Origin of the sequence: Phenylobacterium sp. (assembly GCF_035475775.1) — a bacterium.
GTDB lineage: Bacteria > Pseudomonadota > Alphaproteobacteria > Caulobacterales > Caulobacteraceae > Phenylobacterium.
In genome coordinates this window covers 26065-47235 of record NZ_DATIMC010000105.1, presented here as the reverse complement: position 1 = coordinate 47235, position 21171 = coordinate 26065, and the positions used below count along the sequence as shown (strand labels likewise).

23 protein-coding genes are annotated in these 21171 nt (G+C 70.9%); 10 read left to right on the top strand and 13 right to left on the bottom strand.

All coding sequences use genetic code 11. From position 1 onward, the window contains the following. Positions 1 to 6: 6 nt before the first annotated feature. A complete protein-coding gene (locus VLI41_RS13305; protein ID WP_325268565.1) occupies positions 7 to 1503 on the bottom strand; it encodes a hypothetical protein in 1497 nt (498 codons plus the stop codon). 61 nt (positions 1504 to 1564) lie between these two features. Here VLI41_RS13305 and VLI41_RS13300 point away from each other — a divergent pair, with 61 nt between their 5' ends. The 4 genes from VLI41_RS13300 to VLI41_RS13285 are packed head-to-tail and all read left to right on the top strand — an operon-like array spanning position 1565 to position 3639. Beyond that, entirely contained in the window at positions 1565 to 2416 is an 852-nt protein-coding gene (locus tag VLI41_RS13300) for a sterol desaturase family protein (RefSeq protein WP_325268564.1), read from the top strand. A 49-nt stretch (positions 2417 to 2465) separates the two neighbouring features. Further along, on the top strand, positions 2466 to 2783 hold the full coding sequence (locus VLI41_RS13295) for a metalloregulator ArsR/SmtB family transcription factor (RefSeq protein ID WP_325268584.1): 318 nt from the start codon (positions 2466 to 2468) through the stop codon (positions 2781 to 2783). Beyond that, positions 2780 to 3202: an SRPBCC domain-containing protein gene (locus VLI41_RS13290; RefSeq protein WP_325268563.1), complete on the top strand. Its 423-nt coding sequence runs from the start codon at positions 2780 to 2782 to the stop codon at positions 3200 to 3202. Before VLI41_RS13295 ends, VLI41_RS13290 begins: the two co-directional genes overlap by 4 nt. Beyond that, positions 3199 to 3639: an SRPBCC domain-containing protein gene (locus tag VLI41_RS13285; protein ID WP_325268562.1), complete on the top strand. Its 441-nt coding sequence runs from the start codon at positions 3199 to 3201 to the stop codon at positions 3637 to 3639. The genes VLI41_RS13290 and VLI41_RS13285 overlap by 4 nt, the downstream gene beginning before the upstream one ends. Positions 3640 to 3774: 135 nt before the next feature. Here VLI41_RS13285 and pheT read toward each other — a convergent pair whose 3' ends face one another. The 6 genes from pheT to nhaA form a co-directional block, all read right to left on the bottom strand. Beyond that, entirely contained in the window at positions 3775 to 6144 is a 2370-nt protein-coding gene (pheT, locus tag VLI41_RS13280) for a phenylalanine--tRNA ligase subunit beta (RefSeq protein ID WP_325268561.1), read from the bottom strand. Further along, the gene (locus VLI41_RS13275) at positions 6141 to 6545 is read right to left on the bottom strand and encodes an ASCH domain-containing protein (protein ID WP_325268560.1); all 405 of its coding nucleotides are present in this window, start codon (positions 6543 to 6545) and stop codon (positions 6141 to 6143) included. Before VLI41_RS13275 ends, pheT begins: the two co-directional genes overlap by 4 nt. Beyond that, positions 6545 to 7654, bottom strand: a complete 1110-nt coding sequence (gene pheS, locus VLI41_RS13270) for a phenylalanine--tRNA ligase subunit alpha (protein ID WP_325268559.1) — start codon at positions 7652 to 7654, stop codon at positions 6545 to 6547. The genes VLI41_RS13275 and pheS overlap by 1 nt, the downstream gene beginning before the upstream one ends. A gap of 167 nt (positions 7655 to 7821) precedes the next feature. Further along, positions 7822 to 8178, bottom strand: a complete 357-nt coding sequence (gene rplT / locus VLI41_RS13265; RefSeq protein ID WP_325268558.1) for a 50S ribosomal protein L20 — start codon at positions 8176 to 8178, stop codon at positions 7822 to 7824. Positions 8179 to 8195: 17 nt separating this feature from the next. Beyond that, the gene (gene rpmI, locus VLI41_RS13260; RefSeq protein WP_325268557.1) at positions 8196 to 8396 is read right to left on the bottom strand and encodes a 50S ribosomal protein L35; all 201 of its coding nucleotides are present in this window, start codon (positions 8394 to 8396) and stop codon (positions 8196 to 8198) included. 115 nt (positions 8397 to 8511) lie between these two features. Beyond that, entirely contained in the window at positions 8512 to 9699 is a 1188-nt protein-coding gene (gene nhaA / locus VLI41_RS13255; RefSeq protein ID WP_325268556.1) for a Na+/H+ antiporter NhaA, read from the bottom strand. A 94-nt stretch (positions 9700 to 9793) separates the two neighbouring features. Here nhaA and VLI41_RS13250 point away from each other — a divergent pair, with 94 nt between their 5' ends. Further along, entirely contained in the window at positions 9794 to 10357 is a 564-nt protein-coding gene (locus VLI41_RS13250) for a carboxymuconolactone decarboxylase family protein (RefSeq protein WP_325268555.1), read from the top strand. A gap of 1 nt (position 10358) precedes the next feature. Next, positions 10359 to 11159, top strand: a complete 801-nt coding sequence (locus VLI41_RS13245; RefSeq protein ID WP_325268554.1) for an SDR family NAD(P)-dependent oxidoreductase — start codon at positions 10359 to 10361, stop codon at positions 11157 to 11159. On the opposite strand, the gene VLI41_RS13240 is transcribed toward VLI41_RS13245, so the two are convergent. From VLI41_RS13240 to VLI41_RS13230, 3 genes are all read right to left on the bottom strand, one after another. After that, positions 11156 to 11704, bottom strand: a complete 549-nt coding sequence (locus tag VLI41_RS13240; RefSeq protein ID WP_325268553.1) for a hypothetical protein — start codon at positions 11702 to 11704, stop codon at positions 11156 to 11158. The two genes, VLI41_RS13245 and VLI41_RS13240, sit on opposite strands and share 4 nt — an antisense overlap. Next, entirely contained in the window at positions 11701 to 13455 is a 1755-nt protein-coding gene (locus tag VLI41_RS13235) for a family 1 glycosylhydrolase (RefSeq protein ID WP_325268552.1), read from the bottom strand. The genes VLI41_RS13240 and VLI41_RS13235 overlap by 4 nt, the downstream gene beginning before the upstream one ends. A 61-nt stretch (positions 13456 to 13516) precedes the next feature. Then, a complete protein-coding gene (locus tag VLI41_RS13230; protein WP_325268551.1) occupies positions 13517 to 13981 on the bottom strand; it encodes a DUF2231 domain-containing protein in 465 nt (154 codons plus the stop codon). 129 nt (positions 13982 to 14110) lie between these two features. Between VLI41_RS13230 and VLI41_RS13225 the strand changes: the two genes are divergently transcribed. The 3 genes from VLI41_RS13225 to VLI41_RS13215 all read left to right on the top strand — a co-directional run bounded on the left by VLI41_RS13225 (position 14111) and on the right by VLI41_RS13215 (position 17218). Beyond that, positions 14111 to 15127, top strand: a complete 1017-nt coding sequence (locus tag VLI41_RS13225; RefSeq protein WP_325268550.1) for an SDR family oxidoreductase — start codon at positions 14111 to 14113, stop codon at positions 15125 to 15127. Between the two features lie 78 nt (positions 15128 to 15205). Then, positions 15206 to 15733 (top strand): hypothetical protein, encoded by a 528-nt coding sequence (locus tag VLI41_RS13220; RefSeq protein ID WP_325268549.1) that lies wholly within the window; start codon positions 15206 to 15208, stop codon positions 15731 to 15733. A gap of 45 nt (positions 15734 to 15778) precedes the next feature. Continuing rightward, on the top strand, positions 15779 to 17218 hold the full coding sequence (locus VLI41_RS13215; protein ID WP_325268548.1) for a protein adenylyltransferase SelO: 1440 nt from the start codon (positions 15779 to 15781) through the stop codon (positions 17216 to 17218). A gap of 129 nt (positions 17219 to 17347) precedes the next feature. Here VLI41_RS13215 and VLI41_RS13210 read toward each other — a convergent pair whose 3' ends face one another. The 3 genes from VLI41_RS13210 to VLI41_RS13200 are packed head-to-tail and all read right to left on the bottom strand — an operon-like array spanning position 17348 to position 19731. Beyond that, complete coding sequence (locus tag VLI41_RS13210; protein ID WP_325268547.1) at positions 17348 to 18253, bottom strand: DMT family transporter; 906 nt, start codon at positions 18251 to 18253, stop codon at positions 17348 to 17350. Further along, positions 18246 to 19091 carry a tRNA glutamyl-Q(34) synthetase GluQRS gene (gene gluQRS, locus VLI41_RS13205; RefSeq protein WP_325268546.1) on the bottom strand — a complete coding sequence of 282 codons (846 nt, stop codon included), beginning with the start codon at positions 19089 to 19091 and terminating at the stop codon, positions 18246 to 18248. The genes VLI41_RS13210 and gluQRS overlap by 8 nt, the downstream gene beginning before the upstream one ends. Positions 19092 to 19101: 10 nt before the next feature. Continuing rightward, positions 19102 to 19731, bottom strand: coding sequence for a TetR/AcrR family transcriptional regulator (locus VLI41_RS13200; protein ID WP_325268545.1), 630 nt, complete (start codon positions 19729 to 19731; stop codon positions 19102 to 19104). Positions 19732 to 20538: 807 nt separating this feature from the next. On the opposite strand from VLI41_RS13200, the gene VLI41_RS13195 reads away from it, so the two are divergent. Further along, a complete protein-coding gene (locus tag VLI41_RS13195) occupies positions 20539 to 21099 on the top strand; it encodes an HNH endonuclease (protein WP_325268544.1) in 561 nt (186 codons plus the stop codon). Positions 21100 to 21171 lie beyond the last annotated feature (72 nt).

Genomic DNA, 21171 nt, shown 5'->3' with positions numbered 1-21171 from the left:
GTCAAGTCAAGCTCGAGGCGTGCGCCAGCAGGCGAGGCTCCCGACGGTGTCGTCGCCGATGCGCTCGCAGCGCCAGCGCGGGTCGAGCCGGGCGATGGCCGGAGGATGGGCTCGTGCAGCCGTGCGGCCCGCGCGGTTGTAGATCCAGATCAGCCCCGGGTGCGGGCCGCTCGCGGCGGCCAAGGCCAGGGCGTTGACGTCGTCGCCCGGGCGGACGACCAGCGGCCGCACGCGGACGGGATAGCCCGCCCGGCGAAAGAACACGCTTCCCAGCCGCTCCAGCGTCGGGGGCGGCATGAGGGCGGTGACCTCGTGGTCCCAGGCGAACACCACGTCGCGTGCGCCGTGGCGCATCAGCACCTCGGACGCGGTCTCGAAGCCGTAGGGGCTTGGGCTCGCGAGATCGCGCAGGAAGGCGTCCGGCCTCAGCGCGGCGCCCAGCCAGACCATGGCAAGGCCGGCGAGCAGCAGGCGCGCTCGCGAGGTCTGCGCCGCGCAGAGCACCAGGCCCAGCAGCAGGCCGGGAACCGTCGGGATGAGATAGCGCGCGGTCAGGCTGGGGTGCAGCGCCCCGGAGACGAGCGTGAGCGCGAGCGCCGCCGCCGAGGCGCCCGCCGCGATCCACATCGGGGGCGGCAGGCGGGCGGCAGGGGCGCGCGAGAGCCCGGCCGCGGCAAGGACGCCGAGCGCCACCGCCAGGCCGAGCAGCGGAGCCGAAGGCTGCAGCGTCGCCGCGGTCATGGCGAGCGCCAGGCCCGGTCCCACGGTCGGGTGCCAGGCCACCTCGGCGCCTGCGAACGCCTGCAGGCGCGGGGCGTGCGCGGCGATCCAGCCGAACGCGGGCGCGAAGGCCAGCGCGGCGGGCCAGCAGCGCAGCGCCTCGCGCCGCCGGAGCGCTAGGAAGCTCAGGCCCTGAACGGCGGTGACGATCAGGGCGTAGTAGTGGGTCAGGATGGCGAGCGCGCCCAGCGCCGCCCAGGCGAAGGCGGTTCCCAGGCGGGGCTTCCTGAGCAGCTCGGCGAAGGCGATGACCTGGGCGGTCGAGAGCGCCAGCAGCAGGCCGTAGGCGCGGCCCGCCAGGAACCCGTCCACGCCCCACCAGGCGAAGATCATCACCGCCCAGGCGAGCCGCGCCTCGCGCCGCAGGCCCGCGCCCCAGAGCAGCGGCAGCGCGCCGGCGGCGGCGATCGCCGCCAGGGCCGGCAGCCGCAGGGCGAGGTCGGAGGCGCCCGCGAGCCCAACCCAGGCGCGCAGCAGCACGTAGCCCAACGGCGCGTTCACGTCGGTGAGCGCCTCGTGGACGAGGCTCGCCCAGTCCGGCGTCGTGGCGGCCATCAGCGACCAGGCTTCGTCGAACCACAGCGGCTGGACGGCGGCCAGCCACACCCGCGCCGCGGCGAGCGCGAGGAGCGCCAGGCCCAGACCGGCGAGCCCGAACGCCCGCGCCGGGACCGCCCGGGCGCGAGGGGGCGCAGCAGCCGGCCTGATCGCCTCGACAGCCATGGCGGCATCATCGCCGCCCCGCGTTAATCCAAGATTTGCCGCGCACGCCGATGATCGCCGAGTGTCGACGGTCCTCGCCTTCCTCGCGAAAGACGCCCGCGCATTCCTGGGCGCGCTGGAGACGCTTGCGCTCGCCGCCCTCGTCTTCGCCGCGCTCGCCTGGGCCGTGAAGGGCCGCCGGTCGCTGGCCGACGCCAAAGCCGCGGCGGGCGAGACGCGCATCAACGCCGTGCTTTCGGCGCTGGATCAGCTCGCCGTCTCGCCGATCGTGGCGCTGTTCATCGCCTGGCTGACGACGGTGGTCCGCGACCAGGGCCTGCAACTGCACGCCGCGCCGGTCTGGGCCCTTCTCGGGCCGACGCCGACGCTCATCGCGACGGTGTTCCTCGGTGATTTCGTGGGCTATTGGCGCCACCGCCTCCAGCACACGAAATGGCTCTGGCCGGCCCACGCCATCCACCATTCCGACACCCGGCTGACCTGGTTCTCCCTGGAGCGGATGCATCCGGTGGACCGCCTCGGCTCGGCGCTGGACACCGTCGTCCTGGCGGCCCTGGGAGTGCCCTTCTGGGCGCAGGCCGGCAACGTCTTCGTGCGCCACTATTACGGCTATCTGATCCATGCCGACCTGCCGTGGACCTTCGGCAAGGCGGGCTGGCTCCTCAATGCGCCGGCCATGCACCGCTGGCATCACGCCCGCGACGTCGCGGGCTCAGGCGCGAACTTCGCCACGGTGTTCTCGGTGTTCGACCGGCTGTTCGGCACCTTCCACCTGCCCGGTCCCTGCGAGGCGCCGCTCGGCGTCAGCGAGGACATGGGCCGCGGTGCGCTCGGCCAGTACCTGCATCCGTTCAGGGTCTGGCTGGCGGCGCTCCGGCCGGCCACGCGCAAGGCGATCCTGGCCGCCGAATAGCGGTTGACTCATTCATAAGCCATAACTTATGAATGGCCACGTGAGCTTCCTGCCCGCCTCCGACGTCTTTCGCGTCCTCGCCGATCCCACCCGGCGCAGCCTGTTCGAGCGGCTGGCGGAGGAGGGCGAGCTGAGCGTGGCCGCCCTGACGCGCGGGGCCGGCGTCTCCCAGCCGGCGGTGTCGCAGCACCTGGCGGCGCTCAGGGGCGCGGGGCTGGTCGCTGAGCAGCGCGCCGGCCGCAGCACGCTCTATCGGGTCGATCCGCAGGGGCTGCGGCCGCTGGTGGACTGGCTCGGACACTACGCCGTCTTCTGGCGCGATCGCTTCGACGCGCTGGAAGACCTTCTGAAGAGGATGGATCCATGAGCGAAGCCTCCAGCGAAACCCGCTCCGTCGTTGTCGAACGCGAGCTGCCGCATCCGCCGCAGAAGGTCTGGCGCGCGCTCACCGAGCCGCACCTCATCGACGAGTGGCTCATGAAGACCGACTTCGAACCCGCCGCCGGCCGCCGCTTCACCCTTCGCGGGGACTGGGGCTCCGTCGACTGCCGGGTCCTCGCCGTCGAGCCGCACCGCAGGCTCTCCTACACGTGGGACGCCATGGGGCTCGAGAGCGTCGTCACCTGGACGCTGACCCCGGTCGGCGGCGGCACGCGCCTGGTGATGGAGCAGTCGGGCTTCCGGGCCGATCAGCAGCAGGCCTACCAGGGCGCTGGCTTCGGCTGGCGGCGCTTCTTCGGCTCGCTGGAGCAGCTGCTCGCGCGGATGGGGGAGGACGCCCAATGAGCGAGACCGTCGAGACCAAGAGCATCGTCGTCGAACGCACCCTGCCGCATCCGATCGCCAAGGTCTGGAAGGCGCTGACCACCTCGGAGCTGATCGGCCAATGGCTGATGCAGAACGACTTCGAGCCGCGGGTCGGCCACCGCTTCAACTTCCGCGCGACGCCCATTCCCGGGGCCTGGAACGGCATCTCGGACTGCGAGGTCCTGGAGGTCGAGGCGCCCGGCAAGCTCGCCTGGCGCCAGCAGGCCTCCGGCGACCAGAAGGCCGACGGCCTGGATACGGTGGTGACCTGGACGCTCACGCCCGTCGAGGGCGGAACCCTGGTGCGCATGGTCCAGACCGGCTTCCGGCCGCAGGACGAGATGGGTCGCCAGATGATGTCCGGCGGCTGGCCGCGGATCGTCGAAGGCCTCGGCCGCGTGGCCGGCGAGCTCTAGATTCCCCCTCAGGGGGAAGTGGCCCGTCGCGCGACTCCCCGTCATTCCGGACGGCCGATAGGCCGATCCGGGACGCAGCGCGGGCTTACGGCCGGGATGACGGAAACGTGGGCGTGCCGAGGGGAGACCTCCCGGCTAGCTTCGCAGCTTCGCGCCTGCGGCCTTCTCCGCCGCGGCGACGATGCGCGCCGACAGCGCCTCGATCTCGGCCTCGGTGAGCGTCTTCTCGCGCGGCTGGATGGTCACCTCGACGGCGATCGACTTCTTGCCCTCCGGCACGCCCGGTCCCGCATAGACGTCGAACACCCGGGCGGCCTCGATCAGCTGCTTGTCGACGCCCAGGATCGGCCGCACCAGATCGCCGGCCGGTGTGGCCTGGTCGACCACGAAGGCGAAATCGCGGCTGAGCGGCATGAACGGCGAGAGCGTCAGCGCCGGCTTGGTCTTCACCGGCTTCTTCTTGGCCTCGGGGATCGCCTCCAGGGCGATCTCGAAACCGAGCATCGGAGCCTCCGCGTCCAGCCGCTTGAGCATCCGCGGGTGGATCTCGCCGAACTCGGCCACCAGGGTCCTGGGCCCAAGCTGCAGCCTGGCCGAGCGGCCGGGATGGAACCACGGCGAGGCCTGGCCCTGGACGACCTGCAGGGGCGGGGCGCCGAGCTCCTCGAGCAGCGCCATGAGGTCCGCCTTGAGCGCGAACAGCGGCTCGCGCCCGACCGGCTCCCAGGTCTTCGGCGGGTGTGGCGCCCGCAGCGCGGTGACCGCCGTCCACTGGTCGGCGGGCGCATCGCCCCGGTAGCAGGGCCCGATCTCGAACAGCGCCACGTCAGCGAAGCCGCGATTGGCGTTCTTCGCCGCCGCCTCGATGAGGTTCGGCAGGATCGAGGGCCGCATGCAGTCGAGGTCGGAGGCGATCGGGTTGGCGAGCCGCAGGGCCGCCTGGCCGCCGCCGAACAGGCTCGCCAGGTCGCAGCGCATGAAGCTCCAGGTCAGCGCCTCGTCATAGCCGCGCGCCGCCAGCCCACGGCGCGCATTGCGCATGCGGGCCTGGCGCTGGGTCAGCACCCCGCCGGCCGGCCGCTCGATCTCCGGCAGGGGGTCGGTGGGCAGCTTGTCGTAGCCCTCGATGCGGGCGACCTCCTCGACGAGGTCGGCCTTGCCGTCCACGTCGCGCCGCCAGGAGGGGGGCGTCACCTGCCCGCCCTCGAGCATGAAGCCGAGATCGCCCAGGATCTCGTCGATCCGCGCGCGCGCGATCGTCAGGCCCGAGAGCTTCTTCACATAGGCGCGGTCGAAATCGATCGGACCGGGAGCGGCCGGCGCGCGGCCCGCCACCCGGATCTCGGAGGCCTCGCCGCCGCAGAACTCGACGATGAGCTTGGTCGCCAGCTCCAGGCCGGGGACGACGAACGCCGGGTCGACGCCGCGGGCGAAGCGGTACTGCGCGTCGGAGACGATGCCCAGGGTGCGGCCGGCCTGGGCGGTGCGGATCGGATCGAACCAGGCGCACTCGACGAAGACGTCGCTCGTGGCCTCGGTGACCTTGGTGCTCTCGCCGCCCATCACCCCGCCCAGGCCGATGGCGCCCGAGCCGTCGGCGATGACGCAGATCTCCGGCGTCGCCGCATAGGTCTTGCCGTCCAGCGCCTCGACCGTCTCGCCGTCGCGGCCGAGCCGGGCCTCGATGAAGCCGCCCGCGAGCTTCGCCGCGTCGTAGACGTGCAGCGGGCGGCAACGGTCGAGCGACAGGAAGTTGGTCACGTCGACCAGGGCGTTGATGGGCCGCAGCCCCACTGAGATCAGCCGCCGCTGCAGCAAGGCGGGCGAGGCGCCGTTGGTCACGCCGCGGATCAGCCGCCCGGCGAACATCGCGCAGGCCGCGCCGTCCACCCTGATCTCGATCGGCTCGGCGAACTTGCCGGGGACCGGCTTCACCGAGAGGTCCTTCAGCTTCCCGGCGCCGGCCGCCGCAAGGTCGCGCGCCAGCCCCGCGACACCCAGCCAGTCCGGCCGGTTGGGTGTCACCTCGAAGTCGATCACCGCCTCGAGCCCGAAGGCCTCCGCCGCGCTGGCGCCGACGGGCAGCGCGCCCGGCAGCTCGACGATGCCGTCCGCCTCCTCGGCGATCTCCAGCTCGCGCGCCGAGCAGAGCATGCCGTTGGAGACCACGCCCCGCACGGGGCGCGCCTCCAGCGTGATCCCCGAGCCCGGCACATAGGCGCCGATCGGCGCATAGATGGTGGTCAGCCCGGCCCGGGCGTTGGGCGCCCCGCAGACGATCTCCTTGCGGCCGTCGACGGTGTCCACCTGGCAGACCCGCAGGCGGTCGGCGTTCGGGTGCTGCGCCGCCTCGACCACCTTGGCGACCGAGAACTTTGCGAGCTTGGCGGCCGGATCCTCGACGTGCTCGACCTCCAGGCCGGCCATGGTCATCGCCTCGACGACCTCAGCCACCGTGGCGGTCGTCTCCAGGTGATCCTTCAGCCAGGAGAGGGTGAACTTCATGGCGTCTCTCCTTCGCCGATGACCTCGACCAGGCGGAACCGCTCGCACCAGAGCAGCATGTCCGGCGCGAACCCGCCGTTGCGGGTGAAATAGGCGCGGTGACCGGCGCGCCACGCCTCGAGCGAGGCGTCGCCCTCGCCCTCCGCCGCGGCGAAGTCCCAGGCGACGTCGCAGAACCGCACCTGCTGCAGGCTCGCCGTCTCGACGACGGCGCGCGGCCGCCCGGCTCCGTCCGTCACCACCATGCGCTTGCCGAGCTCGGTCTGCTGGCCCTCCGCCGTGGACCAGCACGTGGCGGTCTTCGCGCCCGCCAGCACGAAGCCCAGCAGCCGGTCGGCCATTTCGGGGTTATCGCCGAAGGCGAAGCGCTCCAGCGATCGCCAGTCGTTGGAATCGCCCATCAGGACAGCCCTGTGGCCGGGTTCGGGGCTGCGAAGGCCGAGAAGCCGTAGTGCTCGAGCCAGCGCACGTCGCTCGCGAACATGTCGCGCAGGTCCGGCATGCCGTACTTCAGCGCCCCCAGCCGGTCGATGCCGAGACCGAAGGCGAAGCCCTGCCACTGGTCCGGATCGAGGCCGCAGTTCCGAAGCACGCTCGGGTGCACCATGCCCCCGCCCAGGATCTCCAGCCAGTCGGAGCCCTCGCCGATCTTGATGGCGCCGCCCGAGCGGTCGCACTGCACGTCCATCTCGCAGGAGGGCTCGGTGAACGGGAAGAAGTGCGGCCGGAAGCGCGTGACCACCTTCTCGGTCTCGAAGAAGCGCCGCGTGAAGGTCTCCAGCGTCCACTTCAGGTGGCCCATGTGGATCGCCCGGTCGATCACCAGGCCCTCCATCTGGTGGAACATCGGGGTGTGGGTGGCGTCGGAATCCGACCGGTAGACGCGGCCCGGCACGATCACCCGGATCGGCGGCGCCTGCCCGTTGGCGACCCAGGCGGGGACCGTCTCGTTGGTCCGCTGCATGACCCTGACCTGCACGGGGCTGGTGTGGGTGCGCAGCAGCTTGCGCTCGCCCCGCTCGTCCGGGGTCAGCCAGAAGGTGTCGTGCATGTCCCGCGCCGGGTGCTTCTCCGGGAAGTTGAGGGCGGAGAAGTTGTGGAAGTCGTCCTCGATGTCGGGCCCCTCGGCGAGCGAGAAGCCCATCTCGCCGAAGATCGCGATCATCTCGTCCAGCACCTGCATGGTGGGATGCACGTGGCCGCGGCGCTCGGGGGGCGGGGGCAGGGTCAGGTCGACGTGCTCGGCGGCGAGCCTGGCGTCGAGCTCGGCGGCCTCCAGGGCGGCCTTCCTCTCGCCGATGGCCGAAGCGATGCGATCGCGCAGCCCATTGATCTGAGGCCCCTGCTCGCGGCGCTCGTCGGGGCTCATCTTGCCCAGGCCCTTCAACAGCTCGGAGATCGAGCCGGACTTGCCGAGGGCTGCGACGCGGATCTGCTCCACGGCGGCGAGGTCCCCCGCGGCGGCGATCTGGCCGGAAAGCTCGGCCTCGAGTTTGGCTAGATCTTCCATCGCGCTCACGTGTTGGTCAGCGCGCTTCGAATTGCAAATCCCCACCGTCATCCCGGCCGAAGCGCAGCGTAGAGCCGGGACCCAGGGGCCGTCCGCGCGGGCGGTGAAGCTGGGTCCCGGATGGCCGCTGTGGCGGCTTCCGGGATGACGCCGAGAGGAAAGCCTCTCTAGCCCAGCGCGGCGCGGACCTTGTCGGCGATGGCCTTGAAACCGGCCGGGTCGGCGCCCGCGATATCCGCGAGGACCTTGCGGTCCATGTCGATCCCGGCCAGTTCCAGGCCGTGGATAAATCGGGCGTAGGTCAGGCCTTCCAGGCGCGCCGCGGCGTTGATCCTCTGGATCCACAGCGAACGGAAGCTGCGCTTCCTCACCTTGCGGTCGCGGTAGGCGTACTGGCCGGCCTTGTCCACCGCGGCCTTGGCGGCGCGGATGGTGTTCTTGCGGCGGCCGTAGAAGCCCTTGGCCTGCTCCAGCACCTTCTTGTGCCTGGCGTGGGCGACGACGCCCCTCTTCACGCGTGCCATCTGTCAGAGCTCCCGAGCTAAAGGCCGTACGGCAGGAAGGTCTTGATGATCTTGGCGTCGGCCTCGCTCATCACCTTGGTGCCGCGGTTCTGACGGATGTACTTGGCGTTGTGGCTGATCAGCCGGTGGCGCTTGCCGGCCACGCCGGCCTTCAGCTTGCCGGTCGCAGTCATCTTGAAGCGCTTCTTGGCGCCCGACTTGGTCTTCAGTTTCGGCATTTCACGTCGGAGCGCGTGGCCCCGTCCTTCTGGTCGTGTTGATGGACCGCCCTGGCATGCCTTCGGCCAGGCGGTCCCGAAGAGGGGCGGCTCTTACGTCAATGGCAGCGGAGAATCAAGGTTGCGCCGCGGCCGCGCGGCGGCCCTGCGACCAGGCCAGCACGCCCACGCCGGCGAGCGCCGAGAGGATCGAGCCGGCGATCACGCCGAGCCGCACCTGGGCCTGGGCCGAGCCGTCGGCGGGAAAGGCGAGCTCGCCGATGAACAGGCTCATGGTGAAGCCGATGCCGCAGAGCAGCGACACCCCCAGGAGATCGATCCACTTCGCGCCGGTGGGGCGGCGGGAGACCTTCAGGCCGATGAGCAACGCGGCGACGCCGAACACCCCCAGCGGCTTGCCGAGCAAGAGGCCTGCCGCGACTCCCACCGCGACCGGCCCGAACATGTCCCCGAGCTTCAGCGCGGCGAAGTCGAAGCCCGCTGCGCAGAAGGCGAACAGCGGCAGGATCAGGAAGGCCACGTAGGGATGCAGGCTCTCCATGAAGTCCTCGAGCACGCCGGGGCGGCCGGGCTTGCGCGGACCGATCGGAACGGCCATCGCGGACGCGACTCCCGCCAGGGAGGTCGAGACCCCGGATTTCAGGGTGAAGCCCCAGACCAGGGCGAAGCCCACGGCGTAGAGAAGATAGGGCGCGCCGCGCCAGCGGGGGAGCAGTCCCATCAGCGCCAGGGCCGCCAGCGCGCCCACCAGCGCCACCATGTGCAGGCGGCTGGTGAACACCACCCCGATCACCGCCACTGCGCCCAGGTCGTCGACGATCGCCAGCGTCAGCAGGAACACCCGCAGGCTGGCCGGCAGCCTGGGGCCGGCGACCGCGAGCGCCGCCATGGCGAAGGCGATGTCGGTGGCCATCGGCGTGGGCCAGGCCTGCGGCGCGCCGCCGGGCGCGAGGTTGAACGCCAGATAGACCAGCGCCGGGGCGGCCATGCCGCCAAGGGCGGCCAGGATCGGCAGCGCCAGGCGCCTAGGATTGGCGAGCTCGCCCTTCAGCGCCTCGTATTTGATCTCCAGTCCGACGACGAAGAAGAAGATCGCCATCAGCCCCTGTTTGACCCAGTCGGAGATCGACAAGGTCTCGGAGAAGCCGCCGAGCTGGATGGTGAAGGGCGCGCTCAGCAGCCGGAAGTAGAGGCCGTCGCCCGGCGAATTGGCGACCGCAATGGCGGCCAGCGCCGCCCCGGCCAGGATCAGGCCCGAGGCGCTCTCGGTCTTCAGGAAGTCGAGCGTGATCCGCTTCGGCATACGGCTTGGCTAGCACGAGGCCCGAGCACAATCGACGGCGCCGCCGCTGGGCCGCTATGGTGGCGCCCGGACCGAGGCAAGCCGGAGGGACGCCATGAGACTGACCAGGCCGCGCATACGCCCCCTGGGCGACGCCGAGCTCAGCCCTGAGCAGGCCGAGGCGCTGGAGGCGTTCCGCCCGGGCCCCGTGCTGAATATCTTCCGCACCCTGGTGCATGCGCCCAAGGCGCTCACCCGTTTCAACCAGTGGGGCGGTTACGTGCTGTCGCGGCGCAACGACCTGCCGGCCCGGGAGCGGGAGATCGTCATCCTGCGCACCGGCTACCTCTGCAAATCCGGTTACGAGTGGACCCAGCACGTCCGCATCGGCCTGCGCGAGGGCCTGACCGCAGATGAAGTCGCCCGCCTGAAGTCGGGCGCGGAGGCCGGCTGGAGCCCGGCCGACGCGGCCCTGATCCGCGCCTCCGACGAGCTGCACGCCGATCAGTTCGTCAGCGACGCCACCTGGGCCGAGCTCGCCAGGCACTTCACCGAAAAGCAGTGCATGGACGTGGTGTTCACCGCCGGCCAGTACACCCAGGTCTCGATGTTCCTGAACACCTTCGGGGTGCAGCTCGACGAGGGCCAGACCCTCGATCCGGACCTGAAGGGCTTCTGAGATGGCGGGCCGGCTGCAGGGCAAGCACGCTGTCGTCATGGGGGCGGGCCAGACCCCCGGCGAGACGATCGGCAACGGTCGGGCCATGGCCATCCTGTTCGCCCGCGAGGGCGCAGACCTGCTCTGCGTCGACCGTATCGCCGAGCGCGCCGAGGAGACCGCCGCGATGATCGGGAAGGAGGGCGGGTCGGCCTCCGCCCTGCAGGCCGATATCACCAGGTCCGCAGACTGCCAGGCGGTGGTGGCGGCCGCCAAGACGCGCTGGGGCGGGCTCGACATCCTGGTCAACAACGTCGGCGTCGGCGGCGGCGACGGGCCGGCGCACCGGGTGGAAGAAGCCGCCTTCGACCGCATCCTCGCGGTCAACCTCAAGGGCATGTGGCTGATGACCAAGGCGGCGCTCGCGCTGATGCGCGAGCAGGGGCATGGCGCGATCGTCAACATCTCCTCGCTCGCAGCGACCGCCGGCGGCATCCAGGTGGCCTACGAGGTCTCCAAGGCCGGAGTGAACCGGCTCACCACCTCGGTCGCCCAGGCGAACGCCCGCCACGGGATCCGCTGCAACGCGATCATGCCGGGCCTGATGGATACGCCCATGGCGGTCGCCGGCATCGCCGCGGCGCGCGGGGAGAGCCAGGACCAGGTGCGCGAGCAGCGGAACGCCCGCGTGCCCCTGGGCGGCAAGATGGGGACCGCCTGGGACACCGCCTACGCCGCGCTCTTCCTGGCCTCGGACGAGGCGAAGTTCATCTCCGGCGCGATCCTGCCGGTGGACGGGGCGATGGGCGTGCGGATCGGCTAGCGGCGCTGGCCGGGGCGCCTGCGCAGCAGCGGATGGTGGTGATGGTGCGCCGCGCCCGTGGGCCCCAGTCGGGCGAAGGCGCGCTGGTGGCCGTCCATCTGCGCGTGCAGCGGCTTGTGCACATAGGGGAACAGGCCGCCCGTGATCACGCCCCAGACCAGGAACGCGGCCAGGAAGCCCTGCGCCGGACGCCCGGCCGCCATGGTGTGTGCGCTGATCAGCGGCAGCACGACGACGGGCGCCGCCATCCACAGGACGAATCCGAACACCGCCCCGAACAGCCATCCGCCGAGCTTGTCGTTGGCGGCCCGCCGGAACACCAGGCCGTAGAGCAGCCCCGCCGCGGTGAAGGCGGCCGCCAGGATCGCGGCGCTGGTCGGTCGCGAGAGCCGCATCACCTCGTCCGCGGCGACGGCGAAGGCGCCGAAGGCCCATAGCACCGCGCCCGCGGGAGCCGCGGCCAGCAGGCCGGTGATCGCGCCGGCGAGCAGCGGGCGCTGCAGCGGCCCCGCGTCCATGCCGTGCGCCTGCAGGAAGCCCATCATGAGAGCAGCGCCTTCAGCGTCGGGCACTCGCGGACTTCCGGCGTGTCGCCGAAGATGCGGATGAGGTGCCGATAGGCCTGGGCGACGGCGCGCGGATCGCGGTTCAGGTCGAACAGGCCCACCGGATTCACATTGCCCAGCGGCTCGGAGACGGCGATGTCCCAGTCGACCTGGTCGTTGAGCGAATACCAGGTGAAGCCCACCACCGGCACGCCGGCCTTCTGGATCAGCTGCACATTGTGCCACTGCCGCCACAGCCACCGCGGAGCCTCGCGCGCGTCCATGTGGTTGGTCTCGGTGTGCATCATCGGCCGGCGGTAGCGCTCGTAGTACTGGCTGGCGATCACGTACCAGCCGAACAGCTCGCCGAGCGCCTGGGCGTGCCGCTCGGTATCGATGAGCTTCTCGTTCCAATCGTAGTAGTCGACGCCCAGGATGGTTCGGCGCGGAAGCTCCTGGGCCATGAACCAGGCGTAGTCGTCCGCCTTCAGGCCATTGTCGACCAGGCGCTGGCGCACGGGCTCGCTCACCGGGTGGCCGTAGGCGAGGTCGATGGGCAGGAAACGGCGCTCGTTCTCGAGGTCGGCGATCCGCCGGATCTCCGGATCGGGACAGCAGGCCTGGTAGAACTCGCTGCTTTCGCTGGTCACGAACACCGCGTCCGGCCGGCGCGCCAGGATCTCGCGCATCATCAGCACCGTGGCCTTGGCCAGATGCGCCGACGCCGTGACGAAGCTGCGTTCGTCGCGCCGCTGCCCGTTCCAGACGCCGTCCAGGGCCGACAGGCGAGCGCAGACATACATCTCGTTGACCGGCGTATAGTAGCGCACCCACGGGTAGCGCTCGGCGAAGGCGGCCGCGTAGGCCGCGAGCGCCTCGGGGACTTCGGGGTTCTGGAAGTCGCCCAGCCAGTTGGGCAGGCCGAAATGGCACAGGTCAGCCATGGTCGTGAGCCCGAGATCCCGCATCCGCTCCATCGGCCCGTCCGCGGACGACCAGTCGAAGCGCCCGCGCGCGGGATAGGTCAGATGGATGGCCGGGCCGTAGCGCAGATGGCTCAGGCCGAGGCGGGCGGCGAGCGCCAGGTCCTCGGGCCAGCGCCGGTAATGGCGGGTGACCTCCATCTGGTCGAGCCGCCAGCGTCCGCCGAGCAGCCGGGGATAGCTGCACTCGATCCCGCTGGCGAAGATGAAGGCGAACGGCGGGCGTTCCGTCGCATGGACCTTGGTGCGGGCGCGCGCCGGCTTCGGCGGGCGGAACGCCCTGTCCGACGGGCGGCCCACGGGCCGCACGTAGAGCGCGCCGAGCGCCAGGCCGTAGGCCGCGTGCCCCAGCAGGAGGCCGATGCGCTCCTTCCAGCTCACCGCGACCAGCAGCGTCCAGGCGTTGGCGTGGGCCACGGCGGCCGGCTCGCCCATCAGCTTGAGCTGGGGATAGACGATGAGAATCGCGAGCGCGGCCGGCAGGGCCGAGAAGACCAGCCCCTGCCAGACCGGCCTGAGCAGCGTCACCGAGAAGAAGAAGTAGGCGTAGAACACCGCCCACAGCACGCCCACGATCAGGTGCAGAAAGAGCCCTGCGCCCCAGACCGCCCAACCGCGCCCGCCCGGCAGCACGAGCAGGCCGAGGCTGCCGACGATGTCGACCAGCGGAACCCCCGCAAGGGCCAGGGCGCGCAGCAGGAGCTCCCAGGCGAGCGCGCCGGCGCAGCCCGCCACGATGGCCTTGCGCACCGAGATGACGCGGATCATGGCGGAGCGCGGCCCCTCTTCGGCTCAGTTGCGGGCGCGCCCGGCTGGGCGCAACGGAACCTCAGCGCTCGGCGACGTCGGCGACGCCCACATGGTGGCGGTAGACCATCTCCCAGCCCATCCAGCCGTTGAACACCAGCAGCAGGGTCACGATGACCGACAAGGTGACGCCGGTCGGGGCGATCGCGGTCTCCATGCGTCCGCCGGTGCGGAGGTAAAGGTTCACGATCTCCAGGATCACGGCGATGAGGTTGCCGATCATGTGCATCCAGGCGTGGCTCAGGCTGCGGATCCGCCGGTCGCCGAGAAAATCGGTGAAGCCCAGCACCGCGGCCAGCAGGGCCATGGCTATGCCGGCGCCCAGGAACCACACGGAGGCGTCCGCGAACCCAGGCCGTCCGGTCTGCAGGTAAACGATGTCTGTCACCAAAGTCGTCACGAAGAAGACGATCGGGAACGGAATGATCATCGGATGAAGGGGGTGGCCGGCGACTTTCGCCGTGCTCTGCGGGTTGAGGTCAGACACGTTCAAGTCCTCCCGTTGGGGACAGCGCCTTTAGACGTGAAGGCGCCGTCGAGGTTCCCTCTCACCTGCGCAACCGCCACCGTCCGCCATGGGTTTCCCGAGCACATCCGAAAGAACAGGGTTTGAACGATGCCGCACCGCCGAAACGCGCAGCCTGAGATCGTGGCGATCACCGGAGCGTCGGCCGGGGTCGGCCGCGCCACGGTGCGGGAGTTTGCACGCCGCGGCGCCTGGATCGGCCTCCTGGCGCGCGGCGAGGACGGGCTGCATGCGGCGGCGCGCGAGGTGGAGACGCTGGGCGGGCGCGCGCTCGTCGTGTCGACCGACGTCGCCGATCCGCAGCAGGTGGAGGCGGCCGCGGCGCGGATCGAAGACGAGCTCGGCCCGATCGACATCTGGGTCAACGACGCCTTCGCGGGCATCTTCGCGCCATTCCTGGAGACCACGCCCGAGGAGTTTAGGCGCGTCACGGAGGTCACCTACCTGGGCCAGGTGAATGGCGCGCGCGCGGCGCTGAAGCGGATGGCGCCGCGCGACCGCGGCTCGATCGTGCTCGTGGGCTCGGCGCTCGCCTATCGCGGCATTCCGCTGCAGTCGGCCTATTGCGGCGCCAAGCACGCCATCCAGGGATTCCAGGACTCGCTGCGCGCCGAGCTGATCCACGCGCGGAGCCGGGTCAGGCTCTGCATGGTCCAGCTTCCGGCTGTGAACACGCCCCAGTTCGACTGGATCCGCGCCAGGGTGCCGGGCGACCCCAGGCCGGTGGGCGCCGTCTACCAGCCGGAAGTCGCGGCCCGCGCGATCTGGTTCGCGGCGCACTCCAGGCGCAAGGAGGTGGTGGTCGGCGCGCCCGCCCTGGAAGCCATCGTGGGCGACAAGCTCGCGTCCGGCCTCATGGATCGCTATCTCGCCCGCACCGCCGTGGAGGCCCAGGAGGGCAAGCCGTTCGATCACGATCGGCCCGACAACCTGTTCGCGCCGGTCGCGGGCGACCACGGCGCGCGCGGCCGCTTCGGCCGAGGCGCGCGCACCCGCTCGCCGCTGCTCTGGGCCACCATGCACCGGACCGCCGTGGCCGCCGCCGGCGGCTTCGCCGTGCTCGCCGCGGCGGGGCTGGCGCTCAGAGACCGGCTGCAGCGGGCCTGAGCGCACGGTTGACGCTCAGGGGCTGCGGCCACACGCTCGGCGTGTAGCTGATTCGGCGGCGTGAAGGGCGGGGGCGGCATGCCAGGCGGCGCGTTCGAAGCGACCCTCGGCGGCATCTTTGACAAGAGCCAGCAACGGCTGGCGAGCCGGCTCGCCGTCGAGAAGGCGCGGACCGAGAACCTGCAGGCGCAGGACACCCGCCGGATGGCGTTCCTGCTGACGGAGGCGATCGAAGAGGCGCTGAAGCCCGCGGTCGTGGAAGCCCTGGAGAGCTACGACGCCGCAGTCAACCGCCCGATATCGCCTGACGAGAGCTGGGAGAAGCTGATCCGCCAGCGCATCGGCGAGACGACCGACGCCTCGGTGAAGCTGGCCCTCGCCATCGATTCCGCCAACCACCCCTGGAAGCCGCTGCTCAGCGAGGAGGCGCCGAAGCTCCGCGCCCGCCTGCTGGCGATCGCGGAGGGTCACCTCGCGGCGCTCCGCAAACGCAGGCGCGGCCGGCGCAAAGCCGGCCCGGCCCTGGCCGACGGGCTGCTGTGGGTCCTGTTGTTTGCGGCGGGCTTGGTCGTGGGGGCGCTCGGGGCGAGGCTGCTGGGCGGCTGACGCGGCGGTTGCCTCACGGCGTCGCAGGGGCCATGTGGGCCCGCCATGCCGGTCTCGCCCGCCTACCGCCCCGACCCCAGGTTCCCGGAGCTGGGTCCCGAGTTCGCCGATCCGGTCGAGCCGGCGCGTTTCCCGCAGACCCACCTGCGGTTCCGCAACGACCGCGCGGCTGCAACGGTGGGCCTGGAGACGCTGACCGACGAGGAGTGGAGGGCGCACTTCGGTCGCTTCGCGCCGCTCCCCGACAACATCGACCCGCCGCTCGCCCAGCGCTACCACGGCCATCAGTTCCAGGTTTACAACCCCGAGCTCGGCGACGGCCGCGGCTTCCTGTTCGCCCAGCTCCGCGAGGCCGGGACGGACCGCCTGCTCGATCTCGGCACCAAGGGATCGGGCCAGACCCCCTGGTCGCGGCAGGGCGATGGCCGCCTGACGCTGAAGGGCGGCATCCGCGAGGTGCTGGCCACCGCGATGCTGGAGGCGCTGGGCGTTCCCACCTCGCGCTCCTTCTCGCTGGTCGAGACCGGCGAGGCGCTGATGCGCACCGACGAGCCCAGTCCGACCCGCGCCTCGGTGCTGGTCAGGCTGTCGCATAGCCACATCCGCTTCGGGACGTTCCAGCGCCACGCCTTCTTCGAGCGGGCCGACCGGATCGGCATGCTCGTCGACCACGTCGTCGCCAACTATTACCCGCACCTGGAAGCATCGAACGACCGGGCCGCGGCGCTGCTGGGAGAGGTGGTGCGCCGGATGGCGCGGCTCGTCGCGCGCTGGATGGCCGCGGGCTTCGTGCACGGCGTGCTCAACACCGACAACATGTCGATCACCGGCGAAAGCTTCGACTACGGGCCCTATCGCTTCCTGCCCAGGAACGACCCGAATTTCGTCGCCGCCTACTTCGACCAGACGGGGCTCTATTCGTTCGGGCGCCAGGCCGAGGCGGTGTTCTGGAATCTGCAGCAGCTCGGCGGCTGTCTGAGCCTGGTCACCGCGACGGAGCCGATCGTGGCCGAGCTGCAGGAGTTCGGCGCGGCCTACCGGCGCGAGCTGATCGCCGCCATGCTCGACCGGTTGGGGCTCGAGCCCCGCGGCGAGGCGGTCGACGCGGGCTTCGTGCAGACCGCCTTCCGCGCCATCGCCGCCGGGTCCGAGCCCCTGCGGTGGGAGCCGTTCTTCTTCGACTGGTTCTGCGGTGACGAGGCCCGCGCGCTGGCCGGCGCGCGCGGCGAGATCTACCGCCAACCGGCCTTTGCCGAGTTCCGTGAGCTGGTCGCCGGCTATGCGCCGGACCGGCCGGAGCGGCTCGCCGATCCCTACTTCGCGCGGCGCGAGCCGGAAGAGCTGCTCTACGACGAGATCGAGGCGCTCTGGGCGCCGATCGCCGAGGCCGACGACTGGTCGGCCTTTGCGGCGAAGCTCGCCGCCATCGAGAACGCCCGCAGGGCCTGGGACTTGCCCTCGCAGGAGAGCTTCGCCGGAACCTGAGCCGCCGGTGCAGGTTCTGCACCCGCGGGCGGGGCTCCGGAGGAGAGGAGACACCGCCCATGAAGGGGCTGCTGTTGTGGCTGATCGGGATCCCGCTGCCGGTGATCCTGCTGCTTTACCTGTTCGGCGTCATGCACTGAGCGAGGTCGCCGGTCCTGGCCGAGGTCGCGACGCCCACTGGGCCAGGACGACCCCGGCCAGGGCCACGGCCGCGCCCGCCGCCTGATACGGGCCGATCGCCTCGGCGAACAGCATCCAGCCGAGCCAGGCCGCCACCACCGGCTGCACCAGCACCACCACGGAGGCCGTGGGCGTCGGCAGGCGCCCCATGGCCCAGGCGATCGAGCCCTGTCCGGCCACGTGCATCAGCCCCAGGCCCACGCAAGCCGCCCATCCGGCGCCCGACGCCGGGAACAGGGGCTCGCCCAGCAGCCGCGAGGCGATGAGCAGGAGGGGCGCCCCCACCGCGCTCGACCAGAACATCAGCCGGCTGGCCGCCTCCGTCCTGCGCCCCTCGCCGATCGCCAGGAAGTAGAGCGCGTACCAGAGCGCGGTGGTGACGGAGAGGGCGTTGCCGAGCGGCGGATCGAGTCCCGGACCGCCGCCCTTCTCCATGGCCATGATCCATGCGCCGGCCACGGCGACGGCGACCGCCAGCAGGAACAAGGGGCGCGGCCGCTGCTTCAGGAACGCCCACGCGAACAGGGTGACGACCACCGGCGTCAGGTTCGACAGCACCGTGGCGTTGGTGACCGAGGTGTACCTGATGCCATAGTGCCAGAAGCCGAGGTCGAGGGCGAACACCACGCCGGCGACCAGGGCGATGCGCGAGGGCCGGCCGAGCGGTCCGCTGGCCCGCCGGGTCATGATCGCAAGCAGCGGGAGGGCGAAGACCAGGCGCCAGAAACCTGCCGCCGCGGGGCCCGTCTGGGTCAGCCGCACCAGGATCGGCGATAGCCCGATCACGCAGGCGCCGAACACCAGCACGGCGAGGGCGGGCCAGCGCGGCGCCTCGGCCTTTGCGCCCTCAGTCAAAGCCCATCTCGCGGCGAAGCTCGGCGGCGGTGACGCCGCGCGCCCGCAGTTCGCGCAGCGTCTCGGCCTTGTCGCGCTTGGCGTAGCGCCGGCCCGAGGCGTCGGTAAGCAGCCGGTGGTGGCGATAGACCGGCGCCTGCAGCCCGAGCAGGGCCTGCAGCAGGCGTTGCACGTGGGCGGCCTCGAACAGGTCCTGGCCGCGGATCACGTGCGTGATCCCCTGCAAGGCGTCGTCCACAACCACGGCCAGGTGATAGGCCACGCCCACGTCCTTGCGGGCCAGCACGACATCGCCGCCGAGCTCGGGCCGGATCGGGAGCAGCCCCGTCTCGCCGCCCGGACCCGCGCCCTCCTCGCGCATGGCGAGGCCGCCGAACCCGCCCAGGAGGCCCTCGGCCCGCGCCAGCGACAGCCGCCACGCGTAGGGCTCGCCCGCGGCGACGCGGCGCTCTTCCTCCTCCGGCGGCAGGGCCTGGCTGCGGTAGGCCTCCATGGCGCCGTGCGGGGCCTGTTCGATGCTCTCGGCGACCTGCCTGCGGGTCATGAAGCAGCGGTAGATCAGCCCCCGCTCGCCGAGTTCCTGCAGCGCCCTGGCGTAGTCGTCCATGTGGTCTGACTGGCGACGCACGGGGCGCTCCCAGGCGAGACCGAGCCAGCCGAGATCCTCGTGGATCGCCGCCTCGAACTCCGGCCGGCAGCGGGTGCGGTCGATGTCCTCGATGCGCAGCAGGAAGCGGCCGTTCGCCTCGCGCGCAGCGCGCTGGGCGCAGAGCGCGGAATAGGCGTGCCCGCGGTGCAGAAATCCGGTGGGCGAAGGGGCGAAGCGGGTGACGAACACCCCGCCTGGTCTAATTGCGGCGGACGTGCGGGAACAGGCCCATGTGGGCGAAGATGGCGTGCAGGAACGGCCGCTCGCCGCCCAGATCCTGCTTGAGGTGATCGAACTGGCGGAAACCCGCCATTTCGGCCACCCCGTGGGCGGCGCACCAGGCGGCGGTGGTGGCGAGCTCGAGCTCGGTCTGCGCGTCGGGATCGGCGCCGAGCTCGATCATGGTGTCGCGCACCTTACAGTAGGGCGAGTCCTCGTTGTCGGCGAGCATCTGCTCGGGCAGCGCCTCCTTGTCGCGCGCGGCGTCGTACATGACGCGGTAGAGCGCGGGGTTGTCGCGCGCGAAACAGACATAGGCGATGCCGAGCGAATTGAGCTTCTCGCGGGGCTCGGCCTCGGCCTTGGCCTCGGCCATGCGTTTGTCCAGCATCTCCCAGCCCTGCTCGGCCACGGCGTCGAGGAGCTCGGCCTTGTCCTTGAAGTGGTGGTAGGGGGCGGCTGGGCTCACCCCCGCCTCGCGGGCCACCGCCCGCAACGAGAGCGCGGTCGGCCCCTCGGCTTCGAGGATCCGCCGGGCGGCCTCCAGGAGCGCGCGACGCAGGTCGCCATGATGGTAGGGCCGGGCCTCGGCGGTTTGAGATTCTCTCATCGCACCATCACCATAAGTCGGTATCTGGACGCCGTAAAGATATCTTGACGCCGCTCAGATTAAAGCTATCTTAGCGCTGTTCAAATTATAAACGTCCCCGCTCCCCCGGGGTTCAAACTCAAAGGTGTGTGTCATGTCTCTCGCAGTCCACCGCTACGAACGCCTCCTGGACCGCGTCGGTGCGGCGCTTCTCCTGGTCCTGGGCGTGGCCTCGGCCGCGGCGCTCGCCATCGTCGGCGCCTGAACCGCCGCTCCCTCAAAGACCGCCGAACTCGAGAGGGGCCCCGGTCGCGGGGCCCCTTTTCGTCTGTCGTCGCCGCCTCATCAGCTGCGCTGTCAGCCCATTCAGAATTTAACACCGAGACCACATAAACCTCTATCTAGACACCGTTCAGATACATGCTATCTAAGCATCGTCCAGATGGACGCCGGCGCCGGTCTCCCGGACCGCCGGCAAGAAAGAAGGAGCTCGAACATGTCGATCCTCGTGAACCGCATCCTCGACGTCGTCGCCTCGTACGCCGTCCTGTTCCTCGGTCTCGCGCTCGGTGGCGCTGTCGCCATCGTCGGAGCCTAGGAATCCAGATGCTTCGCCGACAGGCCTCGCCCCAAAGCTGAACACGGGGCGAGGCCGCAGGCCCTGATCGGGCTCGGCGACATGGAGTTGTCTCAGAATCATTCGTATAGTGGCCCTGCAGCGGGGCTCGCCCGAAGCGATCCGCCGCCGGCGCATTCGCAATGAGGGCCTGGTCTTCAGTTCAGCTTCGCAAGTCATAGGCGCGAGCAGGCGCCTCGGGGATCCTGGCGATGCAGGTGCTTAGCCGCCCGCCATCGGGATGGCCCGCCCTGGTGCTCAACGCCGATTTCCGCCCCCTCAGCTATTATCCGCTGTCGCTGTGGCCGTGGCAGGATGTGATCAAGGCGGTGTTCCTGGATCGGGTCGACGTCGTCTCGACCTATGACCAGGTGGTGCACTCGCCGTCCTTCGAGATGCGCCTGCCGAGCGTGGTCTCGCTCAAGCACTACGTGGCGCAGGACCGGCCGCCGGCCTTCACCCGATTCAATCTGTTCCTGCGCGATTCCTTCGCCTGCCAGTACTGCGGGGCGGCCGAGGAGCTGACCTTCGACCACGTGATCCCGCGCTCGCGCGGCGGCCGCACGACCTGGGAGAACATCGTCACCGCCTGCGCGCGCTGCAATCTCTCCAAGGGCGGGCGCTCTCCGCACGAAGCCGCCATGCATCCTCGGTACCGGCCGAGGCGTCCCACCGCCTTCGAGCTGCAGGACCGCGGCCGCAAGTTCCCGCCCAACCACCTGCACGAGAGCTGGCTCGACTACCTCTACTGGGACATCGAGCTGGAGGCCTGAGGCGCCGCGTCCGGCGTGAACCTCCGGCCCGGCGGGGCCGTTACGGCGGCGGCCTCGCAGCCTGGGGCCGCG